This is a genomic window from Actinotalea ferrariae, assembly GCF_019733465.1.
In the GTDB taxonomy this organism is placed as follows: Bacteria; Actinomycetota; Actinomycetes; order Actinomycetales; family Cellulomonadaceae; genus Actinotalea; species Actinotalea ferrariae_A.
Genome location: NZ_JACVQL010000093.1, coordinates 1 through 17,004, shown reverse-complemented (window position 1 = coordinate 17,004; position 17,004 = coordinate 1). Strand labels below are relative to the sequence as shown.

The 17,004-nt window shown below is 74.2% G+C and carries 18 protein-coding genes; 12 read left to right on the top strand and 6 right to left on the bottom strand.

All coding sequences use genetic code 11. The features are described 5' to 3' along the window. Positions 1-5 precede the first annotated feature (5 nt). The gene (locus ICW40_RS08275; protein ID WP_221653355.1) at positions 6-806 is read right to left on the bottom strand and encodes an exodeoxyribonuclease III; all 801 of its coding nucleotides are present in this window, start codon (positions 804-806) and stop codon (positions 6-8) included. Between the two features lie 138 nt (positions 807-944). Here ICW40_RS08275 and ICW40_RS08270 point away from each other — a divergent pair, with 138 nt between their 5' ends. Together ICW40_RS08270 and pyrE are read left to right on the top strand one after the other, a co-directional pair. After that, on the top strand, positions 945-1,736 hold the full coding sequence (locus ICW40_RS08270) for an SDR family NAD(P)-dependent oxidoreductase (protein ID WP_221653354.1): 792 nt from the start codon (positions 945-947) through the stop codon (positions 1,734-1,736). 37 nt (positions 1,737-1,773) lie between these two features. Then, positions 1,774-2,370: an orotate phosphoribosyltransferase gene (gene pyrE, locus ICW40_RS08265; protein ID WP_308121707.1), complete on the top strand. Its 597-nt coding sequence runs from the start codon at positions 1,774-1,776 to the stop codon at positions 2,368-2,370. Between the two features lie 33 nt (positions 2,371-2,403). Here the strand turns inward: pyrE and ICW40_RS08260 are convergent, their stop codons facing one another. Together ICW40_RS08260 and ICW40_RS08255 are read right to left on the bottom strand one after the other, a co-directional pair. After that, positions 2,404-3,192, bottom strand: a complete 789-nt coding sequence (locus ICW40_RS08260; protein ID WP_221653353.1) for an HAD-IIA family hydrolase — start codon at positions 3,190-3,192, stop codon at positions 2,404-2,406. Next, positions 3,189-3,941, bottom strand: coding sequence for a DedA family protein (locus tag ICW40_RS08255; protein ID WP_308121706.1), 753 nt, complete (start codon positions 3,939-3,941; stop codon positions 3,189-3,191). Before ICW40_RS08255 ends, ICW40_RS08260 begins: the two co-directional genes overlap by 4 nt. A 103-nt stretch (positions 3,942-4,044) precedes the next feature. Here ICW40_RS08255 and ICW40_RS08250 point away from each other — a divergent pair, with 103 nt between their 5' ends. The 6 genes from ICW40_RS08250 to fbaA all read left to right on the top strand — a co-directional run bounded on the left by ICW40_RS08250 (position 4,045) and on the right by fbaA (position 9,440). Next, a complete protein-coding gene (locus ICW40_RS08250; protein WP_308121705.1) occupies positions 4,045-4,992 on the top strand; it encodes an ABC transporter ATP-binding protein in 948 nt (315 codons plus the stop codon). Beyond that, positions 4,989-6,266 (top strand): ABC transporter permease, encoded by a 1,278-nt coding sequence (locus ICW40_RS08245; RefSeq protein ID WP_221653352.1) that lies wholly within the window; start codon positions 4,989-4,991, stop codon positions 6,264-6,266. Before ICW40_RS08250 ends, ICW40_RS08245 begins: the two co-directional genes overlap by 4 nt. Continuing rightward, a complete protein-coding gene (locus ICW40_RS08240) occupies positions 6,263-6,913 on the top strand; it encodes a TrmH family RNA methyltransferase (protein WP_221653351.1) in 651 nt (216 codons plus the stop codon). The genes ICW40_RS08245 and ICW40_RS08240 overlap by 4 nt, the downstream gene beginning before the upstream one ends. Before the next feature lie 195 nt (positions 6,914-7,108). Further along, entirely contained in the window at positions 7,109-7,495 is a 387-nt protein-coding gene (locus ICW40_RS08235) for a DUF7793 family protein (RefSeq protein WP_221653350.1), read from the top strand. Continuing rightward, positions 7,492-8,301, top strand: coding sequence for a GGDEF domain-containing protein (locus ICW40_RS08230; RefSeq protein ID WP_221653349.1), 810 nt, complete (start codon positions 7,492-7,494; stop codon positions 8,299-8,301). Before ICW40_RS08235 ends, ICW40_RS08230 begins: the two co-directional genes overlap by 4 nt. 116 nt (positions 8,302-8,417) lie before the next feature. Beyond that, positions 8,418-9,440, top strand: a complete 1,023-nt coding sequence (fbaA, locus tag ICW40_RS08225) for a class II fructose-bisphosphate aldolase (protein WP_221653348.1) — start codon at positions 8,418-8,420, stop codon at positions 9,438-9,440. 89 nt (positions 9,441-9,529) lie between these two features. On the opposite strand, the gene ICW40_RS08220 is transcribed toward fbaA, so the two are convergent. Then, complete coding sequence (locus ICW40_RS08220; protein WP_221653347.1) at positions 9,530-10,060, bottom strand: STAS domain-containing protein; 531 nt, start codon at positions 10,058-10,060, stop codon at positions 9,530-9,532. Positions 10,061-10,155: 95 nt separating this feature from the next. Between ICW40_RS08220 and ICW40_RS08215 the strand changes: the two genes are divergently transcribed. Beyond that, positions 10,156-12,378 carry an ATP-binding SpoIIE family protein phosphatase gene (locus ICW40_RS08215; RefSeq protein WP_221653346.1) on the top strand — a complete coding sequence of 741 codons (2,223 nt, stop codon included), beginning with the start codon at positions 10,156-10,158 and terminating at the stop codon, positions 12,376-12,378. A 21-nt stretch (positions 12,379-12,399) separates the two neighbouring features. Here ICW40_RS08215 and ICW40_RS08210 read toward each other — a convergent pair whose 3' ends face one another. Then, positions 12,400-12,738 carry an STAS domain-containing protein gene (locus ICW40_RS08210; protein ID WP_221653345.1) on the bottom strand — a complete coding sequence of 113 codons (339 nt, stop codon included), beginning with the start codon at positions 12,736-12,738 and terminating at the stop codon, positions 12,400-12,402. Between the two features lie 84 nt (positions 12,739-12,822). On the opposite strand from ICW40_RS08210, the gene ICW40_RS08205 reads away from it, so the two are divergent. From ICW40_RS08205 to purD, 3 genes are all read left to right on the top strand, one after another. Then, on the top strand, positions 12,823-13,257 hold the full coding sequence (locus tag ICW40_RS08205) for a DUF3151 domain-containing protein (protein WP_221653375.1): 435 nt from the start codon (positions 12,823-12,825) through the stop codon (positions 13,255-13,257). Between the two features lie 80 nt (positions 13,258-13,337). After that, complete coding sequence (locus tag ICW40_RS08200) at positions 13,338-14,624, top strand: adenylosuccinate synthase (protein WP_221653344.1); 1,287 nt, start codon at positions 13,338-13,340, stop codon at positions 14,622-14,624. A 58-nt stretch (positions 14,625-14,682) separates the two neighbouring features. Next, positions 14,683-15,951, top strand: coding sequence for a phosphoribosylamine--glycine ligase (purD, locus tag ICW40_RS08195; protein ID WP_221653343.1), 1,269 nt, complete (start codon positions 14,683-14,685; stop codon positions 15,949-15,951). Positions 15,952-16,037: 86 nt separating this feature from the next. Here the strand turns inward: purD and ICW40_RS08190 are convergent, their stop codons facing one another. Next, the gene (locus ICW40_RS08190) at positions 16,038-16,694 is read right to left on the bottom strand and encodes a hypothetical protein (protein WP_221653342.1); all 657 of its coding nucleotides are present in this window, start codon (positions 16,692-16,694) and stop codon (positions 16,038-16,040) included. Positions 16,695-17,004 lie beyond the last annotated feature (310 nt).

Genomic DNA, 17,004 nt, shown 5'->3' with positions numbered 1-17,004 from the left:
GCCACTCAGGCGACCTCGAGCACCACGGGCACGTGGTCCGAGGGTCCGGCGCCCTTGCGCTCCTGGCGGTCGATCGAGACGCCTGCGACCCGCGCGGCGAGCGCCGGCGACGTCCAGGCGAAGTCGATCCGCAGCCCCTTGTTCTTCGGGAAGGCGAGCTGCTTGTAGTCCCAGTACGTGTAGGTGTGCTCGTCGGGCACGAAGGTGCGCGAGACCTCCGTGAAGCCCGCCTCGGCGAACGCGAAGAAGGCATCGCGCTCGGGCTGCGTGACGTGGGTGTGCCCGTCGAACTCGCGCACGTCCCACACGTCCGTGTCGAGCGGGATGACGTTCCAGTCCCCGAGCAGCGCGATCGCGGCGTCCGGGTCCCCACCCGCGGGGTCGATCCACGCGCGGGCGGCCTCACGCAGCCGCGCGAGCCACTCGAGCTTGTACACGTAGTGCGGGTCGCCGACCGCCCGACCGTGCGGCACGTAGAGGCTCCACACGCGCACGCCGCCGCACGTCGCGCCGAGCGCCCGCGCCTCGACGACGGGACCGTCCGCGCCGAACGAGGGCTGCCCCGGGAACCCGACCTGCACGTCCTCGATGCCCACGCGCGACACGACGGCGACGCCGTTCCACTGGTTGACCCCGACGTGCGCCACCTCGTAGCCGGCCGCCTCGAACACCGAGTACGGGAACTGCGCGTCCGAGCACTTGGTCTCCTGCAGCGCGAGCACGTCCGTGCCCGTGCGCTCGAGCCACGCGACCGCGCGGTCCGCCCGGGCCCGGACGGAGTTGATGTTCCACGTCGCGATCCGCATGGCCGCAACCTACCCGCGCCCCCCGACACGCCCGCGCCGCGCCCTCCCGACGCGTCCCCGACGCCTCCCCAACCTCTCCCGTCCGCGTTCACCTCCGGTTCCCTCGTCGCGAGGGCGCCCGCACGTAGGCTGGCCTGCATGGCTACGGCACTGATCACGGGAGCGAGCGCCGGCCTGGGGCTCGAGTTCGCCTGGCAGCTCGCGACCGCACGGCACGACGTCGTCCTCGTGGCCCGCGACCGGGAGCGGCTCGACCGCCTCGCGGGTCAGCTCCGCGCGGCGGCGGGCGTGCGCGCCGAGGTGATCGCGGCCGACCTCGCCGACCGCGAGGCCGTCGAGCGCGTGGCCGAGCGCCTGCGCGACCGGGACCGCCCCGTCGGCCTCGTCGTCAACAACGCCGGGTTCGGGCTGGGGGAGCCGTTCGTCGGCGGGGACCTCGAGCTCCACGAGCGCGCGCTCGACGTCATGGTGCGCGCCGTCATGGTGCTCTCGCACGCCGCCGTCGGCCCGATGGTCGAGCGCGGCCGCGGCGCCGTCCTCAACGTCTCCTCGGTGGCGGCCCTCACGGCGATGGGCACGTACTCGGCGCACAAGGCGTGGGTGCGCAGCTTCACCGAGGCCCTCGCCGTCGAGCTGCGGGGCACGGGCGTGACCGCGACCGCGCTGTGCCCCGGGCTCGTGCACACCGAGTTCCACGACCGGGCCGGCCTCGAGCGCGACGCGTACCCCGAGCTGGCCTGGCTCAACGCGGACGCCGTCGTGACCGCAGCGCTCGCGGACGTGCGCCGCGGCGCCGTCATCTCCACACCGAGCCTGCGCTACGGCGTGGTCGCCGAGGTCGCCCGGCTGCTCCCGCGCGCCGCGATCCGCGCGCTGTCGGGCGACCGCCGGCTCCGCGAGGCGGTCGTGAACGACGAGGCCGCGGACTGAGAGCCTCCCCGTGAGGCGGGCGCACTAGCCTGGCGCCGTGACCACCCCTCGCCCGACCGACGACGTCGTCCTGCGCCCCACGCCCCGCGAGCAGCTGCGCGACCTCGTCGCCGAGCTCGCCGTCGTGCACGGGCGCGTGACCCTCTCCTCCGGCCGCGAGGCCGACTACTACGTGGACCTGCGTCGCGTGACGCTGCACCACCGCGCCGCGCCGCTCATCGGCCACGTGATGCTCGACCTGCTCGAGGAGGCCGGCCTGGGGGCGGGCGAGATCGACGCCGTCGGCGGCCTCACCCTCGGCGCCGACCCGGTCGCGACGGCGATCCTGCACGCCGCGGCGTCGCGCGGGCAGGACGTCGACGCGTTCGTCGTGCGCAAGGAGGCGAAGGCCCACGGCATGCAGCGGCGGATCGAAGGCCCTGACGTCGCCGGCCGCCGGGTCGTCGTCCTCGAGGACACCTCGACCACGGGCGCCTCGCCGATCGCCGCGGTCGAGGCCGCCCGCGAGGCGGGTGCCGAGGTGCTCGGCGTCGCCGTGATCGTCGACCGCGCGACGGGTGCGCGCGAGAAGATCGAGGCGCTCGGCGTGCCGTACCACCACGTCTTCGGCCTCGTCGACCTCGGCCTCGCCTGACCCGTCCGCGTCGCTCCGCGACCGGCCCGTCGCTCAGACCAGTCCGACGAGGTCCGCGACCGAGTCGACGACGTGGCTGGGTCGGAACGGGAAGCGGTGGATGTCCTCGGCACGGGTCGAGCCCGTGAGGACCAGGTACGTCAGCAGGCCGGCCTCCATGCCGGCGACGACGTCGGTGTCCATCCGGTCGCCCACCATCGCGGTGGTCTCGGAGTGCGCGTCGATCCGGTTGAGCGCCGAGCGGAACATCATCGGGTTCGGCTTGCCGACGAAGTACGGCTCGCGCCCGGTCGCGGCCGTGATCATGGCCGCGACGGCGCCCGTCGCGGGCAGGTCGCCCTCGGCGCTCGGACCGGTGACGTCGGGGTTCGTCGCGATGAAGCGCGCACCGCCCTGCACGAGGCGCACCGCCTTGGTGATCGCCTCGAAGGAGTACGTGCGCGTCTCGCCGAGGACGACGTAGTCCGGGTCGGACTCGGTGAGCGTGTAGCCGGCCTCGTACAGCGCCGTCGTCAGGCCGGCCTCGCCGATCGCATACGCCGAGCCGTTCGGCACCTGCGCCGCGAGGAAGTCCGCCGTCGCGAGCGCCGACGTCCAGATCGAGCCCTCGGGCACGTCGATCCCGGACGCGGCCAGCCGTGCGCGTAGGTCGCGCGGCGTGAAGATCGAGTTGTTGGTCAGCACGAGGAACGGCCGGCCCGCCTCGCGCAGCGCGCGGACGAACTCGGGCGCTCCCGGCAGCGCGCTGCCCTCGTGGACGAGGACGCCGTCCATGTCCGTGAGCCAGGAGTGGATCTCGCGGTCCTGCGGGCGGTGCGTCATCCCTCGATGTCCTCGCGTGCGACGCGCTCACGCTCGGCCGGCTCGTCGAAGCGCTCGTCGCGCTTCTTGCTCCGTGCTCGCAGCAGCTCGACGGCGATCGGCACGACGGACAGCCCGACGATCCCGATGAGGATCAGCTCGATGTTCTCCTTGATGAACGTCACGTTCCCGAGGAGGTAGCCGAGCACGGTCACGCCGACGCCCCAGAGGAAGGCGCCGATGACGTTGTAGGAGACGAAGTGCCGGTAGTTCATGTGGCCGACGCCGGCCGCGACCGGGGCGTACGTGCGCACGAACGGGATGAACCGCGCGACGATGATCGTCCGGCCGCCGTACTTGTCGAAGTACGCGTACGTCTGGTCGATGTACTGCTGCTTGAAGAAGCGCGAGTCCGGGCGGTTGAAGATCTTCGGGCCCGCCTTGCGCCCGATCGCGAACGCGAGCTGGTCGCCCAGGAACGCGGCCAGGAAGATGCTCAGGCAGAGCAGCCACAGCGGGACGTGGATGTTCTCCTGCGCCACGAGCATCCCGGCGGTGAACAGCAGGCTGTCGCCGGGCAGGAACGGGAACAGCAGCCCCGTCTCGATGAACACCACGACGACGACGCCGATGAGCGCCCAGCGCCCGAAGCTCTCGATGAGCTTCTCCGCGTCGAGGAAGTCTGGTCCCAGCGTCGGCACCCTGCCGGCGACGACGTCGACCAGCGGTGCGGCGAAGGTGGGATCGGCGAGGAGGGTGGCGGCATTCACCCGCCCAGCCTACGGGGGGCCTCGTCCGCGACCGCGCGCCCGTCGTGACAGGGCTGGGTAGGTTCGGTGCTGGCCGCGCGGCCGCGAGCACAGGAGGACCAGCGTGCAGGGCGAGCTCACGCTCATCGACGTCAACCGCAGCTTCGGCGGTCGGCCGGCGCTGGTCGACGTCGGCTTCACGGTGCGTCCCGGGCGGATGACGGGGTTCGTCGGGGCGAACGGCGCGGGCAAGACGACGACGATGCGGATCGTCCTCGGCGTGCTCGCGGCGGACTCGGGCCGCGTCGAGCTGGGCGGCCGCGAGCTGACCCTCGACGTGCGGCGACGGTTCGGCTACATGCCGGAGGAGCGTGGGCTCTACCCGAAGATGACGCTCGTCGACCAGCTGGTCTACCTCGGGCGCGTGCACGGCCTGGACGCGCCGACGGCCCGGCGGCGCACGGCCGAGCTGCTCGAGCAGCTCGGCCTCGCCGACCGGGCGCGCGACCTGCTGCAGACGCTCTCGCTCGGCAACCAGCAGCGCGTGCAGGTCGCGGCGGCCCTGGTGCACGACCCGGTGCTGCTCGTCCTGGACGAGCCGTTCTCGGGCCTCGACCCCCTCGCGGTCGACGCGATGGCGGCCCATCTCAGGGCGCGCGCCGACGCGGGCGTGCCGGTCCTGTTCTCGTCGCACCAGCTCGAGCTGGTCGAGCGCGTGTGCGACGACATCGTGATCATCCACCGGGGACGCGTGGTCGCGTCCGGCCCCGCGGACCAGGTGCGCGCCGAGCGGGCCGGGCGCCGCATGCGCGTGGTCGTCGAGCCGGGCACGGACGACGCCGGCGTCCTGCCGTCGGAGCCCGAGGGAGCGCCCACGGGCGTCGCGTCGTTCCTCGAGCAGGTCCCCGGCGTGAGCCTGCACCGGCAGGACGGCCGCGCCGTCGTCGTCGAGCTGGCCGAGGGCGCCGACGACCAGGCGCTCCTCGCCGAGGCGCAGCGGCACGGGCGCGTGCGGGAGTTCGCACCCGTCGTCCCGACGCTCGCCGAGATCTTCCGGGAGGTGGTCCGGTGAGCCGCGACGTCGCCGACCCCCTGAGCCCGTGGACGGCCGTGCGGGTCGTCGCGGGACGCGAGATCTTCGTCAAGCTGCGGGACAAGGCGTTCATCGGCTCGACGGTGTTCATGCTCCTGCTGGTCACGGCCGCGACCGTGATCCCGGTGCTGCTCAGCCAGCAGACGCCCGAGCACCGCGTCGCCGTGCAGGGCGACGCCGCGGCCGACGTCGTCGCCCTGGCCGCGCAGCTCGGCCACGAGGCCCAGGACCCGGAGAACGAGGTGCCGCCCGCTCTCGCGCTCCTCGGCGCGGGAGGGCTGCCGGCCGCGGACCTGTCGGTCGTCGACGTCGAGCCGGGCGCCGACCTCGAGCGCCTCGTGCGGGACGGTGACGTGGCGGCCGCGGTGACCGGCGACGACGTCGGCTCGCTGCAGGTGCTCGGGGGAGAGTCGGTGCCCTACGAGGTCGACGTGCTCGTCCGTGCGGCCGCGAGCCAGGTGCAGGTCGAGCAGGCCGCCGAGGAGGCCGGGCTCACGGCGCAGGAGGTCGCGTCGCTGACGAGCCCCGAGCCGCCCGCCCTGCGCCTGCTCGACGAGCGGCCCGAGGGCTCGGTGCCGCCCGAGCTCCTCGTCCTCGCGTTCGCCTTCCTCTTCTACCTGTCGGTGCTGACCTTCGGCATGTCGATCGCGCAGAGCGTCGTCGAGGAGAAGCAGTCGCGCGTCGTCGAGCTGCTGGTCGCCGCCCTGCCGGTGCGCTGGCTGCTCGCCGGCAAGGTGCTCGGCAACACCGTGATGGCCGTCGGCCAGATCGTCGTCGTCGTGGGCGCCGGGCTGATCGGCGCGAGCCTCGCGGGCGAGGGCGAGCTGCTCGGCCAGGTGCTGCGCGCGTCGGGCTGGTTCGTCGTGTTCTTCCTGCTCGGGTTCGTCATGCTCGCGTGCCTGTGGGCCGGCGCGGGCGCCCTGGCCTCGCGCGTCGAGGACCTGCAGTCGACGACGGTGTTCATGCAGGTGCTCGTCGTCGTCCCGTTCTTCGCCGCGATCTTCGCGATCGACCCCGGGCCGACGCAGCGCGCCCTGTCCTACATCCCGTTCACCGCGCCGCTGCTCATGCCGGCGCGCGTGGTCCTCGGCAACGCCCAGCCGTGGGAGCCGTGGCTCGCGGCCGCCGTCGTGCTCGCGACCGCGCTGCTGTTCGTGGCCCTCGGCGCGCGCCTGTACCGCGGCTCGGTGCTGCACACGTCCTCCCGGCTGCGCGCGGTCCAGGCCTGGCGCGCCGACCGGACGCGCGCGTGACCGCCGACGCCGAGCCGCACGCGCGCGAGAGCGAGGTCGGCGTCGGGCCGTGGCCCGGCGGCCCGGACGCCTGGCCGCCGCTCGACGTCGACGGCGTGCGGCGCCACGACCCGGAGCTCCTGGCCCACGGCGACCGCCGCAACGTCGTCGACCGCTACCGGTACTGGACGGTCGAGGCGATCGTCGCGGACCTCGACACGCGCCGGCACCCGTTCCACGTCGCGATCGAGAACTGGGCGCACGACCTCAACATCGGCTCCGTGGTCCGCACGGCCAACGCGTTCAACGCGGCCGGGGTGCACGTCGTCGGCCGGCGGCGCTGGAACCGGCGCGGTGCGATGGTCACGGACCGCTACCTGCACGTCCACCACCACCCCGACGTCGCGCACCTGCTGGCCTGGGCGGCGGAGGAGGGGCTGCCCGTGCTCGGGGTGGACAACCTCCCGGGGTCCGTCGCGCTCGAGGGCTACCCCCTGCCGCGCGCGTGCGTGCTGCTCTTCGGCCAGGAGGGCGAGGGCCTGTCCGCGGCCGCCGGCGCGGCGTGCGCCGACGTGCTGCACATCCGCCAGTTCGGCTCCACCCGGTCCATCAACGCGGGCGCCGCAGCCGCGATCGCGATGCACACGTGGATCACGCTGCACGCCTGACCCGCCACCGACCCGCCACGGCCGAGCCGCCGTCCGCCGTGTGCCCCGGCGGGGTGACCCGGACGGACCGGATCGCTCACGACGGCGCCGCGCCGGTCGATGTGCCCTGGAGAGCACGAGAGGGGCACCCCTCGTGCGGCGGCGACACGCACGGGACCCCGCGTCAGCCGGGCGGCCGGACGAGGGACGGATGACATGAGCACCGAGTCGACCGAGGTCGTGGGCGAGAAGTTCCGCATCTGGCTCCGGCCCGACGGCCTGGTGGAGCTCGTCTGGGCGCCGCACGTCCCCTCGGGTCTTCAGGACGCGATCGCGACGATCGAGGCGATGACCGAGCTCACCGGAGGCCGGCCGGCCCCCCTCCTCGTGCACACGACGGACGCGGGCCCGCAGGACCGCGCCGCCCGGATGGAGTTCATCCGGCGCCACGAGGTCGTGTCCGCCGTCGCCCTGGTCGTCGGCAACCCGCTCAGCCGGATGATGGCGACCTTCTTCATCAACGTGAGCCGGCCCAAGAGCCCGACGGCGCTGTTCGAGGACGAGGCGTCCGCCGTCGCCTGGCTCCAGGGCCACCTGGTGTGACGACGACCCCGGCGCCGCACGAGCCGGACGCCGTCCCGGACCTGACGCGACGGCTCGAGGAGGTCGTCGCCGTCATCCAGGAGCTCGCTGCTCTCCGGTTCGGCGCCCGCGCCACGGTCACCGCGGCCAGCGACATCGTCGACGCCGTCGCCGCCGGCGTGAACGCCCTCGGCGAGGAGCTCGCGGCCTCCTACGACGAGATCGAGCAGCGCGTCGCCGACCGCACCGCCGAGCTCGCGGTCGCCACGCAGGAGCTGCGTCGCCGCGCGCTCCACGACGACCTGACCGGGCTCGCCAACCGCACCGCCTTCTGGGACCGGCTGGCCCACCGGCTCGACGTCGGGGACGGTCCTCGGACGCGGTGCGCGGTCCTCTTCCTCGACCTCGACGACTTCAAGACGGTGAACGACACCCTGGGTCACCGCGCCGGCGACCAGCTGCTGGTCGACGTGGCCCGACGGATCACGAGCCAGCTGAGGGCCGGCGACCTCGCGGCCCGCGTGGGCGGGGACGAGTTCGTCGTCCTGCTCGACGACGTCGCCACGGCCGACGCCGCCCTGACCGTGGCGCACCGCATCAGCGAGGCGCTGCGCGCGCCGCACGAGCTCGGGGGGCACCGGTACACCGCGGCCAGCAGCATCGGCGTGGCGGTGGGCCCGGACGGCCTGGACACCCCCGACGCGATCGTCGCCGCGGCCGACGCGGCGATGTACGACGCGAAGCGCCGCGGGAGCGACGCCTGCGTCGTGTACGACCGGGAGCGCCACGGCCAGGCCTCGACGGTCGACGTCGTGCCGGTCCGCTGACCGCGCCGGCACGACGCCCCTGCGCTCGCGGTCAGGTCCCGGCGGACGTCCCGACGCGGGCCGTCGCCCACGTGACACGATGGGCCCGACAACCCCACTGACCAGCAGGAGATTCCATGGCCATCGCCACCCCCGAGGTCTACGCCGAGATGATCGACCGCGCCAAGGCGGGCAAGTTCGCCTACCCGGCCGTCAACATCACGTCGTCCCAGACGGTCACGGCGGCCCTCCAGGGCTTCGCCGAGGCGGAGTCCGACGGCATCATCCAGGTGTCCGTCGGCGGCGCGGAGTACGCGTCCGGCTCGACGGTCAAGGACCGGGTCGCCGGCTCGCTCGCCCTCGCCGCGTACGCGACCGAGGTCGCCAAGGGCTACGGCGTCACGGTCGCGATCCACACGGACCACTGCACCAAGAAGAACCTGGACTCCTGGGTGCGTCCGCTCCTCGCCCTCGAGGCCGAGCAGGTCAAGAACGGGCAGCTGCCGACGTTCCAGTCGCACATGTTCGACGGCTCGGACATCCCGCTCGACGAGAACCTGGTGATCGCCGAGGAGCTGCTCGAGCTCTCGGCCGCCGCCCGGACGATCCTCGAGATCGAGGTCGGCGTCGTCGGCGGCGAGGAGGACGGCCACGAGGCCGCGATCAACGACAAGCTCTACACGACGGCCGAGGACGGCCTCGCGACGGTCCGCGCCCTCGGCGCCGGCGAGAAGGGCCGCTACCTCACGGCCCTGACGTTCGGCAACGTGCACGGCGTCTACAAGCCGGGAGCGGTCAAGCTGCGCCCGTCGATCCTCGCGGAGATCCAGAAGGCCGTCGGCGACGCCATCGGCAAGGAGAACCCGTTCGACCTCGTGTTCCACGGCGGCTCGGGCTCGACGGCTGCCGAGATCGCGGAGGCGGTCGACAACGGCGTCATCAAGATGAACATCGACACGGACACCCAGTACGCCTTCACGCGTCCCGTCGTCGGGCACATGTTCACGAACTACGACGGCGTCCTGAAGATCGACGGCGAGGTGGGCAACAAGAAGGCCTACGACCCGCGCGCCTGGGGCAAGCTCGCCGAGGCGGGCATGGCCCAGCGCATCGTCGAGGCGTGCCAGCAGCTGCGGTCGGCGGGCCAGAAGATCCGCTGACCCTCACCCGGTCCACGAAGGCCGCCGTCCCCGAGGGGGCGGCGGCCTTCGTCGTCGGTGCTGGGCGCGCGCTGCGCGGGCGTGGGACGTCAGGCGACGTCGTCGGGGCCCGGCGCGACCGCCTGGGGCGAGCGCCCGCCGGGGCCGATGGTCGGCAGCCCGTGCGCCGGATCCTCGGCCTGGGCCTCGTCGGGGTCGTCCACGAGCTCGAGCAGCTCGCCGATGCGGGTGACCTGGAGCAGGAAGCGCACCGTCTCGGGGGCGCGCAGGATGCGCACCTTCTGGTTCGAGCGGGTCGCGATCCGTGCGAGGAACGCGATGCCCGAGGAGTCCATGAACGTCACGTGCTGGGCGTCGATGTCGATCGGCAGGCCCGTCGCCTCGGCGTCGGAGGTCGCCTCGGCGAGATCCGCCGCGAGGTCGGCATCGACCTCGCCCGACAGGACGATGCGCGTGCGGTCGTCCTGGACGATGACGTGCACGGATGCGGGCTCGCCCCGGCCGTCGGTGGGGATCTCGCCCGTCGTGTCGGCGTCGTCCTCGCCCGCCCGGTTCGCGGCGGTCTGCGCGTCGTCGGGCTCGGCAGGCCCGTCCGGCGTCCGGCTGTTACCGTCTCGCACGTCGCTCCCTCCAGCAGCAGCCCGCACCCACGCCCCGGGTTCGGGGCGTCCGGCCGCGGAGCGTCTGTGCGAACGCTAGACGATCGGAGGCGGTGATGGTCAACCGGAGGCCCCCAGCGCCGCCGAACGACCTCCTCGCCGACGTCCGGGACCGCGCTCTGCGCGACACCGACGTGTCCTTCGTCATCACCGACGCCACCGCACCCGACACGCCCATCGTGTGGGTCAACGACGCCTTCACGCGCACCACCGGCTACGCGGTCGAGGAGGTCCTCGGGCGCAACCCCAACCTCCTGCACGGCCCGGGCACGGACCTCGAGCAGGCGGGTCGGATGGCGGACGCCGTCGCCGCCGGCCGCGCGTCGACCGTGACGGTGCTGAACTACCGGCGGGACGGCACGCCGTTCTGGAACCAGGTCTCGATCTCGCCGGTCCTGGACGACGCGGGCGCCGTGACGCACTGGGTCGGCGTCCAGGTGGACGTCACGCGCCAGGTGCGTGAGGCCGAGACGCAGCGACGGTCGATCGAGGTCGAGCGCCGGGCCCGCAGCGGGCTCGCGCTCGTCTCGCAGGTCTCCGACCTCCTCAACGACCTCGACGACCCGTACGTGCTCCGCGAGATCGCCTCGCTCCTGCGCGCCCAGGTGGTGGAGTGGGCGTCGTTCTTCGTCGCCGACGCCGACCTGCGCCCCGCCAACGGGATCGACCCGACGTTCCGCGAGAGCGGGACGACGCACCGTCACCGGCCGGTCGACACGGTCGACGGCCTGCCGCCGGCCGACCCGGTGCAGGCCCTCCTGGACGGCACGGACGCGGGCCCCATCGACCTGCGGCTCGACGTCGAGCCCTCGGGCCCGACGACGACCTGGCTGGTCGCGCACCTGCGGGTCGCCCTCGGGGGGCGGCCCGACGCACCGCGCGGCGTCGTCGTGCACACGGTGCCGGGGCGCCGGCGCAGCCAGGGCCTGCTCGTCACGGTGCCGCACGGCGGCGGAGGTCTCGCGACGCTCGACGAGAACGACCTCACCGTGCTGCACCTCGTGGTCCGGCGCGTGGGCATGGCGATCGACAACGTCCGGCTGTACGCGCGCGAGCACCGGCTCGCGGAGACGCTCCAGCGGGCGATGCTGCCCGAGCAGGCCGAGGTCAAGGGTCTCGACGTCTGGACGTACTACGCCCCGAGCTCCGGGCACGCCCAGGTGGGCGGCGACTGGTACGACGTCCTGCAGCTCTCCTCCGAGCAGGTCGCGCTGGTCATCGGCGACGTCGTGGGGCACGACGTCGAGGCGGCGGCCGCCATGGGTCAGCTGCGGTCGGTCGTGCGCTCGTACGCCTTCGACGCAGGCACGCCGGGCTCGGTCCTGGACCGCGTGGACCAGCTCGTGGCCGGCATGCGCATCGCGCGGTCCGCGTCGCTCGTCCTCGCGACGCTCGAGCGCAGGGCGCCCGACGACGACGGCGCGGGCGAGGAAGGGCGTTGGACGATGCGCTACTCGCGCGCCGGCCACCTGCCGCCGCTGCTGGCGCGCGACGGGGAGGTCGTGCAGCTCGCGGACGCCGCGGGCGCGATGGTGGGCTTCGGCGTCACGGCGCGCGCGACCGGCGAGGTCGAGCTGCGCCCGGGCGACGTCGTCGTGCTCTACACGGACGGGCTGATCGAGCGGCGCGACCGCACGCTGCGCGACGGGCTGGCCGCGCTCGTCGAGGCGACGTCGCGGGTCGGCGCGACCGACGCGGCCGGCGTGGGGGAGGAGCTCCTCGCACGCCTCGCCGACGGCCCGGAGGACGACGTCGCGGTGGTCGTCGTGCGCGTGCCCGAGCCGGCAGGCGCCGTCCCGGGCGGACCGGTGGGCGGCAGCGAGACGGCGCCGCGACGGCGCCGCTGGTCGATGCCGAGCGAGGCCGCGTCGATCGCGCGCGCACGGCACGCGGTGGCCCGGACGTGCGCCGCCTGGGGGCTGCCGGGCGTCAAGAGCGCCGAGCTCGTCGTGTCGGAGCTCGTGGCCAACGCGGTGCTGCACGGCTGGGGGCACGTCGTGCTGCGGCTCTTCGACACGGGCGAGGGGCTGCGGATCGAGGTCGAGGACTCCAACCCCGCGCCGCCCGTGGCGACCGACGGGCACCACGGGCGCGTCGGCGGCTACGGGATGCAGATCGTCGAGCGCCTCGCCGACTGGGGCTGGCGGCCGTCCGGGGCGGGCAAGCTCGTCTGGGCGCGCGTGCGGCCGTCGCCGTTCGGTGAGCCGCGCCCGACGGCCGGCCCGACCGACGCGGGCGCCGAGACGTCGGAGCAGCCCTCGGTGCGGACCGACGCCTAGGTCGGCCTCGACGGACCTGCGTCAGACGCGCGCGCTCCCGACGGGCGGGCACACGTGCTCGGTGTCGAGGCGGAACATCGGCAGCGCGCCGCACACCTCGAGGACGAAGAGCTCGCGCTCGTCGCAGCCGCGCAGCACGGTCGCGCCGCCGCGCTTGCGCCCGGAGTCCGCGAGCGAGATGAGGAAGGCCGCTCCCGTCGAGTCCATGAAGGTGACGCGGCACATGTCGATGACCAGCAGCTGACGGCGCAGACCCGTGACGCGCGCCGTGATCTCGGGGAACTGGTCCCGCTCGGCGAGGTCGAGGTCCCCCGAGATGGTGAGGGTCGTCGTCGCCGGTGACATGGCGATCTCGATCATGGGGAAGGCTCCGATGGTCGGGGGCGGACCGACGTCGACTGTATCCGCCCAGGTCAGCGGCTGCACCCTGGCAGGATGGACGGCATGTCCCACGAGAACCTGCTCGGCGGCCCGGCCCCGACGCTCCTGCCCGCCGACCACCCGGACACCGCGGCGCGCAGCGCGCTCGCCGGGGCCGGTCCGCGCGAGGTCGCCCGCGACCACCCGGCGTCGAGCCTCGTCTGGGCGCTGCTCGCGGAGGAGGCGCTGGGCGTCGACGACGTCGCGGCCTACGCGTACGCACGGACGGGGTACCACCGCGGCCTCGACGGGCTGCGGCGGGCCGGCTGGCGCGGGACCGGGCCCGTGCCGGCCGCGCACGAGCCGAACCAGGGCTTCCTGCGCGCGCTGCTCGCGCTCGCCGAGGCCGCAGGGGCGATCGGCGAGCGGGCGGAGGCCGAGCGGTGCACGGCGTTCCTCGCCGACTGCGGCACGTCGGCCGCGGAGGTCGCCGCCCTGCGCGCGGCACCGACCGCCTGAGCCGCTCCGGTAGCCTCGTGGGGGCGCGTGGCCGGTGAGGTGGCGCGCCGCCTCACCGCCGTCGAGAGAAGGACCGCCTCATGCCAGCCGTCGTCGTGCTCGGTGCCCAGTGGGGCGACGAGGGCAAGGGCAAGGCCACCGACCAGCTCGGCTCGCGCGTCGACCACGTCGTGAAGTTCAACGGCGGCAACAACGCAGGCCACACCGTCGTCATCGACGGCGAGAAGTACGCGCTGCACCTGCTGCCCTCGGGCATCCTGTCGCCCGGCGTCACGCCCGTCATCGGCAACGGCGTCGTCATCGACCTCGAGGTGCTGTTCCAGGAGATCGACGCGCTCGAGGCCCGCGGCGTCGACACCTCGCGCCTCCTGGTCTCGGCGAGCGCGCACATCATCGCGCCGTACAACCGGACCATCGACAAGGTGACGGAGCGCTTCCTCGGCAAGCGCCGCATCGGCACGACGGGCCGCGGCATCGGCCCGACGTACGCGGACAAGATCAGCCGCGTGGGCATCCGGGTCCAGGACCTGTTCGACGAGCACATCCTGGCGCAGAAGGTCGAGGGCGCCCTCGACCAGAAGAACCACCTGCTCGTGAAGGTCTACAACCGCCGCGCGATCACGGTCGAGGAGACGGTCGCCGAGCTCCTCACGTTCGCCGAGCGCCTGCGCCCGATGGTCACCGACACCGCGCTCGTGCTCAACCGTGCGCTCGACGAGGGCAAGACGGTCCTCTTCGAGGCCGGCCAGGCCACCATGCTCGACGTCGACCACGGCACCTACCCGTTCGTGACGTCGTCGTCGGCGACGGCGGGCGGCGCGTGCACCGGGTCGGGCGTCGGCCCGACCCGCATCGACCGCGTCGTCGGCGTCATCAAGGCGTACACGACGCGCGTCGGCGAGGGCCCCTTCCCGACCGAGCTCCTCGACGACATGGGCGAGCACCTGCGCAAGACGGGCGGCGAGTACGGCACGACGACGGGCCGTCCGCGCCGCTGCGGCTGGTACGACGCCGTGATCGCGCGGTACGCGGGCCGCGTCAACGGGCTGACCGACCTCGTGCTGACCAAGCTCGACGTGCTCACGGGCCTCGAGAAGGTCCCGGTCTGCGTCGCGTACGACGTCGACGGCGTCCGCCACGACGAGATGCCGGTGGACCAGAGCGACTTCCACCACGCGGTCCCCGTGTACGAGGAGCTCGACGGGTGGTGGGAGGACATCTCCGAGTGCCGCACGTTCGAGGACCTGCCGGTCAACGCGCAGCGGTACGTCCTCGCGCTCGAGGAGATGTCGGGCACGCGGATCTCGGGGATCGGCGTCGGGCCGGGCCGCGAGGCGACGATCGTCCGGCACGACCTGCTGTCCTGACACCGGTCGGACGGACGCCTCGGTCGCGGCCCGGGCGGCTCCCCTAGGCTGACCGCCCGTGAGGATCCTCGTCATCGGTTCAGGCGCGCGCGAGCACGCCATCGTCCTGGCCCTCGCCGGAGGGCCGGCTGGTGAGCCCACGGGTCACGAGCTGCATGCCGCACCGGGCAACCCGGGCATCGCGGCGCTCGCGCGCCTGCACGCGCTCGACCCGATGGACCCGGTCGCGGTCGGCGACCTCGCGGCGCGGCTCGAGGTGGACCTCGTCGTCGTCGGCCCCGAGGGCCCGCTCGTCGCCGGCGCCGCGGACGCCGTGCGCGCGGCCGGGATCCCGTGCTTCGGTCCGAGCGCCGAGGCGGCGGTGCTCGAGGGCTCCAAGGCCTTCGCCAAGGACGTCATGGCGGCCGCGGGCGTGCCGACCGCCATGGCGCACGTCTGCACGACGCCCGACGAGCTCGCCGATGCCCTGGACGCCTTCGGTGCGCCCTACGTCGTCAAGGACGACGGGCTGGCCGCCGGCAAGGGCGTCGTCGTGACCTCCGACCGGGACGAGGCCGTCGCTCACGGCGAGGCGTGCCTGCGCCAGGGCTCGCAGGTCGTGGTCGAGGAGTTCCTCGACGGGCCCGAGGTCTCGCTCTTCTGCCTGAGCGACGGCGCCACCGTCGTCCCGCTCGCCCCCGCCCAGGACTTCAAACGTGCGCTCGACGACGACCAGGGCCCGAACACCGGCGGCATGGGCGCCTACTCGCCCCTGCCCTGGGCGCCGTCCGGGCTCGTCGACGAGGTGGTCGCGCGCGTCGCGCAGCCGACGGTCGACGAGATGCGCCGCCGGGGCACGCCCTTCGTCGGCGTCCTCTACTGCGGCCTCGCGCTCACCGGGCGCGGCGTGCGCGTCGTCGAGTTCAACGCGCGGTTCGGCGACCCCGAGACCCAGGTGGTCCTCGCGCGGCTCGCTAGCCCGCTCGCGGAGGAGCTGCTCGCGGCGGCCACCGGCCGGCTCGAGGAGCGTCCCCGCCTGCGCTGGCACCCGGACGCGGCGGTGACCGTCGTCGTCGCGGCGCACGGGTACCCCGCCGGCGTGCGCTCGGGCGACCCGATCACCGGCGTCGACGAGGCCGCCGCGGTGCCGGGGGTGCACGTGCTGCACGCGGGCACCGCGTCGGTCGACGACGTCCTCGTCTCGTCGGGCGGCCGCGTGCTGTCCGTCGTCGGGCGCGGCGCGGACATCGAGGCGGCGCGCGCCGCGGCGTACGCGGGCGTCGAGCGCATCGCGCTCGAGGGCTCCCACCACCGCGGCGACATCGCGGCCCGGATGCCCGCGCTCTGAGCCGGCCGCCGGTCCGGGACCGGCACGCCGAAGGCCCCCACCGCTGGTGACGGCCTTCGACGACCAGGAGGGGTGACTCCGCGCGGTCAGCCGGCGAAGGTCGGTGCTGCCACGACGACGCGCGCCGGGGCTGCGGGCGCCACCGGAGCCGCGACGACGGGGGCCGCGACGACGGGAGCCGTGACGACGGGCGTCACGACCGGCGGCGTGACCACCGGTGCGGGGACGAGCGTGTACGAGAGGACCGTGCTCCCGGCCGTGTAGAACGCGCCGACCCCGGCCGCGCGCGTCCAGCTCAGGTGCACGCCGGTGCCGTCGACGACGGCGTCCAGCACCGTGTCCGTCGTCGTCGCAGGGTCGCGGTCGTCGCCGAGCGCGTCGGACACCACCGTGACGGTCGCGATCTCCGTGGTGAGCACGTCGAGGTCGACCGTGTAGAAGTCGCAGACCGCCTGGTCCGCGCTCACCGTGATCGTCTGGGCGTCGGGGTCGATGTCCACCAGGAGGTCCCCGCACCACCCGCTCGGGTTCTCGACCTCGTCGGCGCCGGTGAGCTCGGGGCCGGCGCCCACCACGATCCCGTCGACGGCGAAGACCTTCGGGCCGCTGCGCTGGTCGGGCAGGTCGAGCGAGCCGACGAGGCTCACCGGTCCGGCGAAGGGGGCGGCGGAGGCCGCGCCCGCGACGGCGAGGCAGAGGGCGGCGGCGCCGGCGAGCGCGGCGACGGGCGTGGAGAGGCGCATGGGGGTCCTGTCGGGTGGGCGGCCGCGCGGGGGAGCGGCCGGGGCTGCGGCGGGGGAGCCGCACGGGGGTCCTGGGGAGCCTAGGGCGCCCCAGCCGCCGGATGATCATGCCGCGCGACGATTCACCCGAACGGAACGATCCGGACGGGCGTCGGCGCGGCCCCGTCTCAGAGCCGAGGACGTGCGGCGCTGCCCGAGGCCCAGCGACTAGGTTGCAGCCCATGCGCCTCCCCCTGCGCCGAGCGTCCCGCCGCGCCGCGGCGCTGGCGGCCGCCGTGCTCGCCGGCGCGCTGCTCGGCGGGTGCGGTGC

Bases quoted from the DNA above. Each gene is read 5' to 3' on its own strand.
- ICW40_RS08190 (WP_221653342.1), bottom strand. From the start codon at position 16,694: ATGCGCCTCTCCACGCCCGTCGCCGCGCTCGCCGGCGCCGCCGCCCTC.
- ICW40_RS08260 (WP_221653353.1), bottom strand. From the start codon at position 3,192: ATGACGCACCGCCCGCAGGACCGCGAGATCCACTCCTGGCTCACGGAC.
- ICW40_RS08200 (WP_221653344.1), top strand. From the start codon at position 13,338: ATGCCAGCCGTCGTCGTGCTCGGTGCCCAGTGGGGCGACGAGGGCAAG.
- ICW40_RS08270 (WP_221653354.1), top strand. From the start codon at position 945: ATGGCTACGGCACTGATCACGGGAGCGAGCGCCGGCCTGGGGCTCGAG.
- fbaA (WP_221653348.1), top strand. From the start codon at position 8,418: ATGGCCATCGCCACCCCCGAGGTCTACGCCGAGATGATCGACCGCGCC.
- ICW40_RS08205 (WP_221653375.1), top strand. From the start codon at position 12,823: ATGTCCCACGAGAACCTGCTCGGCGGCCCGGCCCCGACGCTCCTGCCC.
- ICW40_RS08215 (WP_221653346.1), top strand. From the start codon at position 10,156: ATGGTCAACCGGAGGCCCCCAGCGCCGCCGAACGACCTCCTCGCCGAC.
- ICW40_RS08210 (WP_221653345.1), bottom strand. From the start codon at position 12,738: ATGATCGAGATCGCCATGTCACCGGCGACGACGACCCTCACCATCTCG.
- ICW40_RS08235 (WP_221653350.1), top strand. From the start codon at position 7,109: ATGAGCACCGAGTCGACCGAGGTCGTGGGCGAGAAGTTCCGCATCTGG.
- ICW40_RS08275 (WP_221653355.1), bottom strand. From the start codon at position 806: ATGCGGATCGCGACGTGGAACATCAACTCCGTCCGGGCCCGGGCGGAC.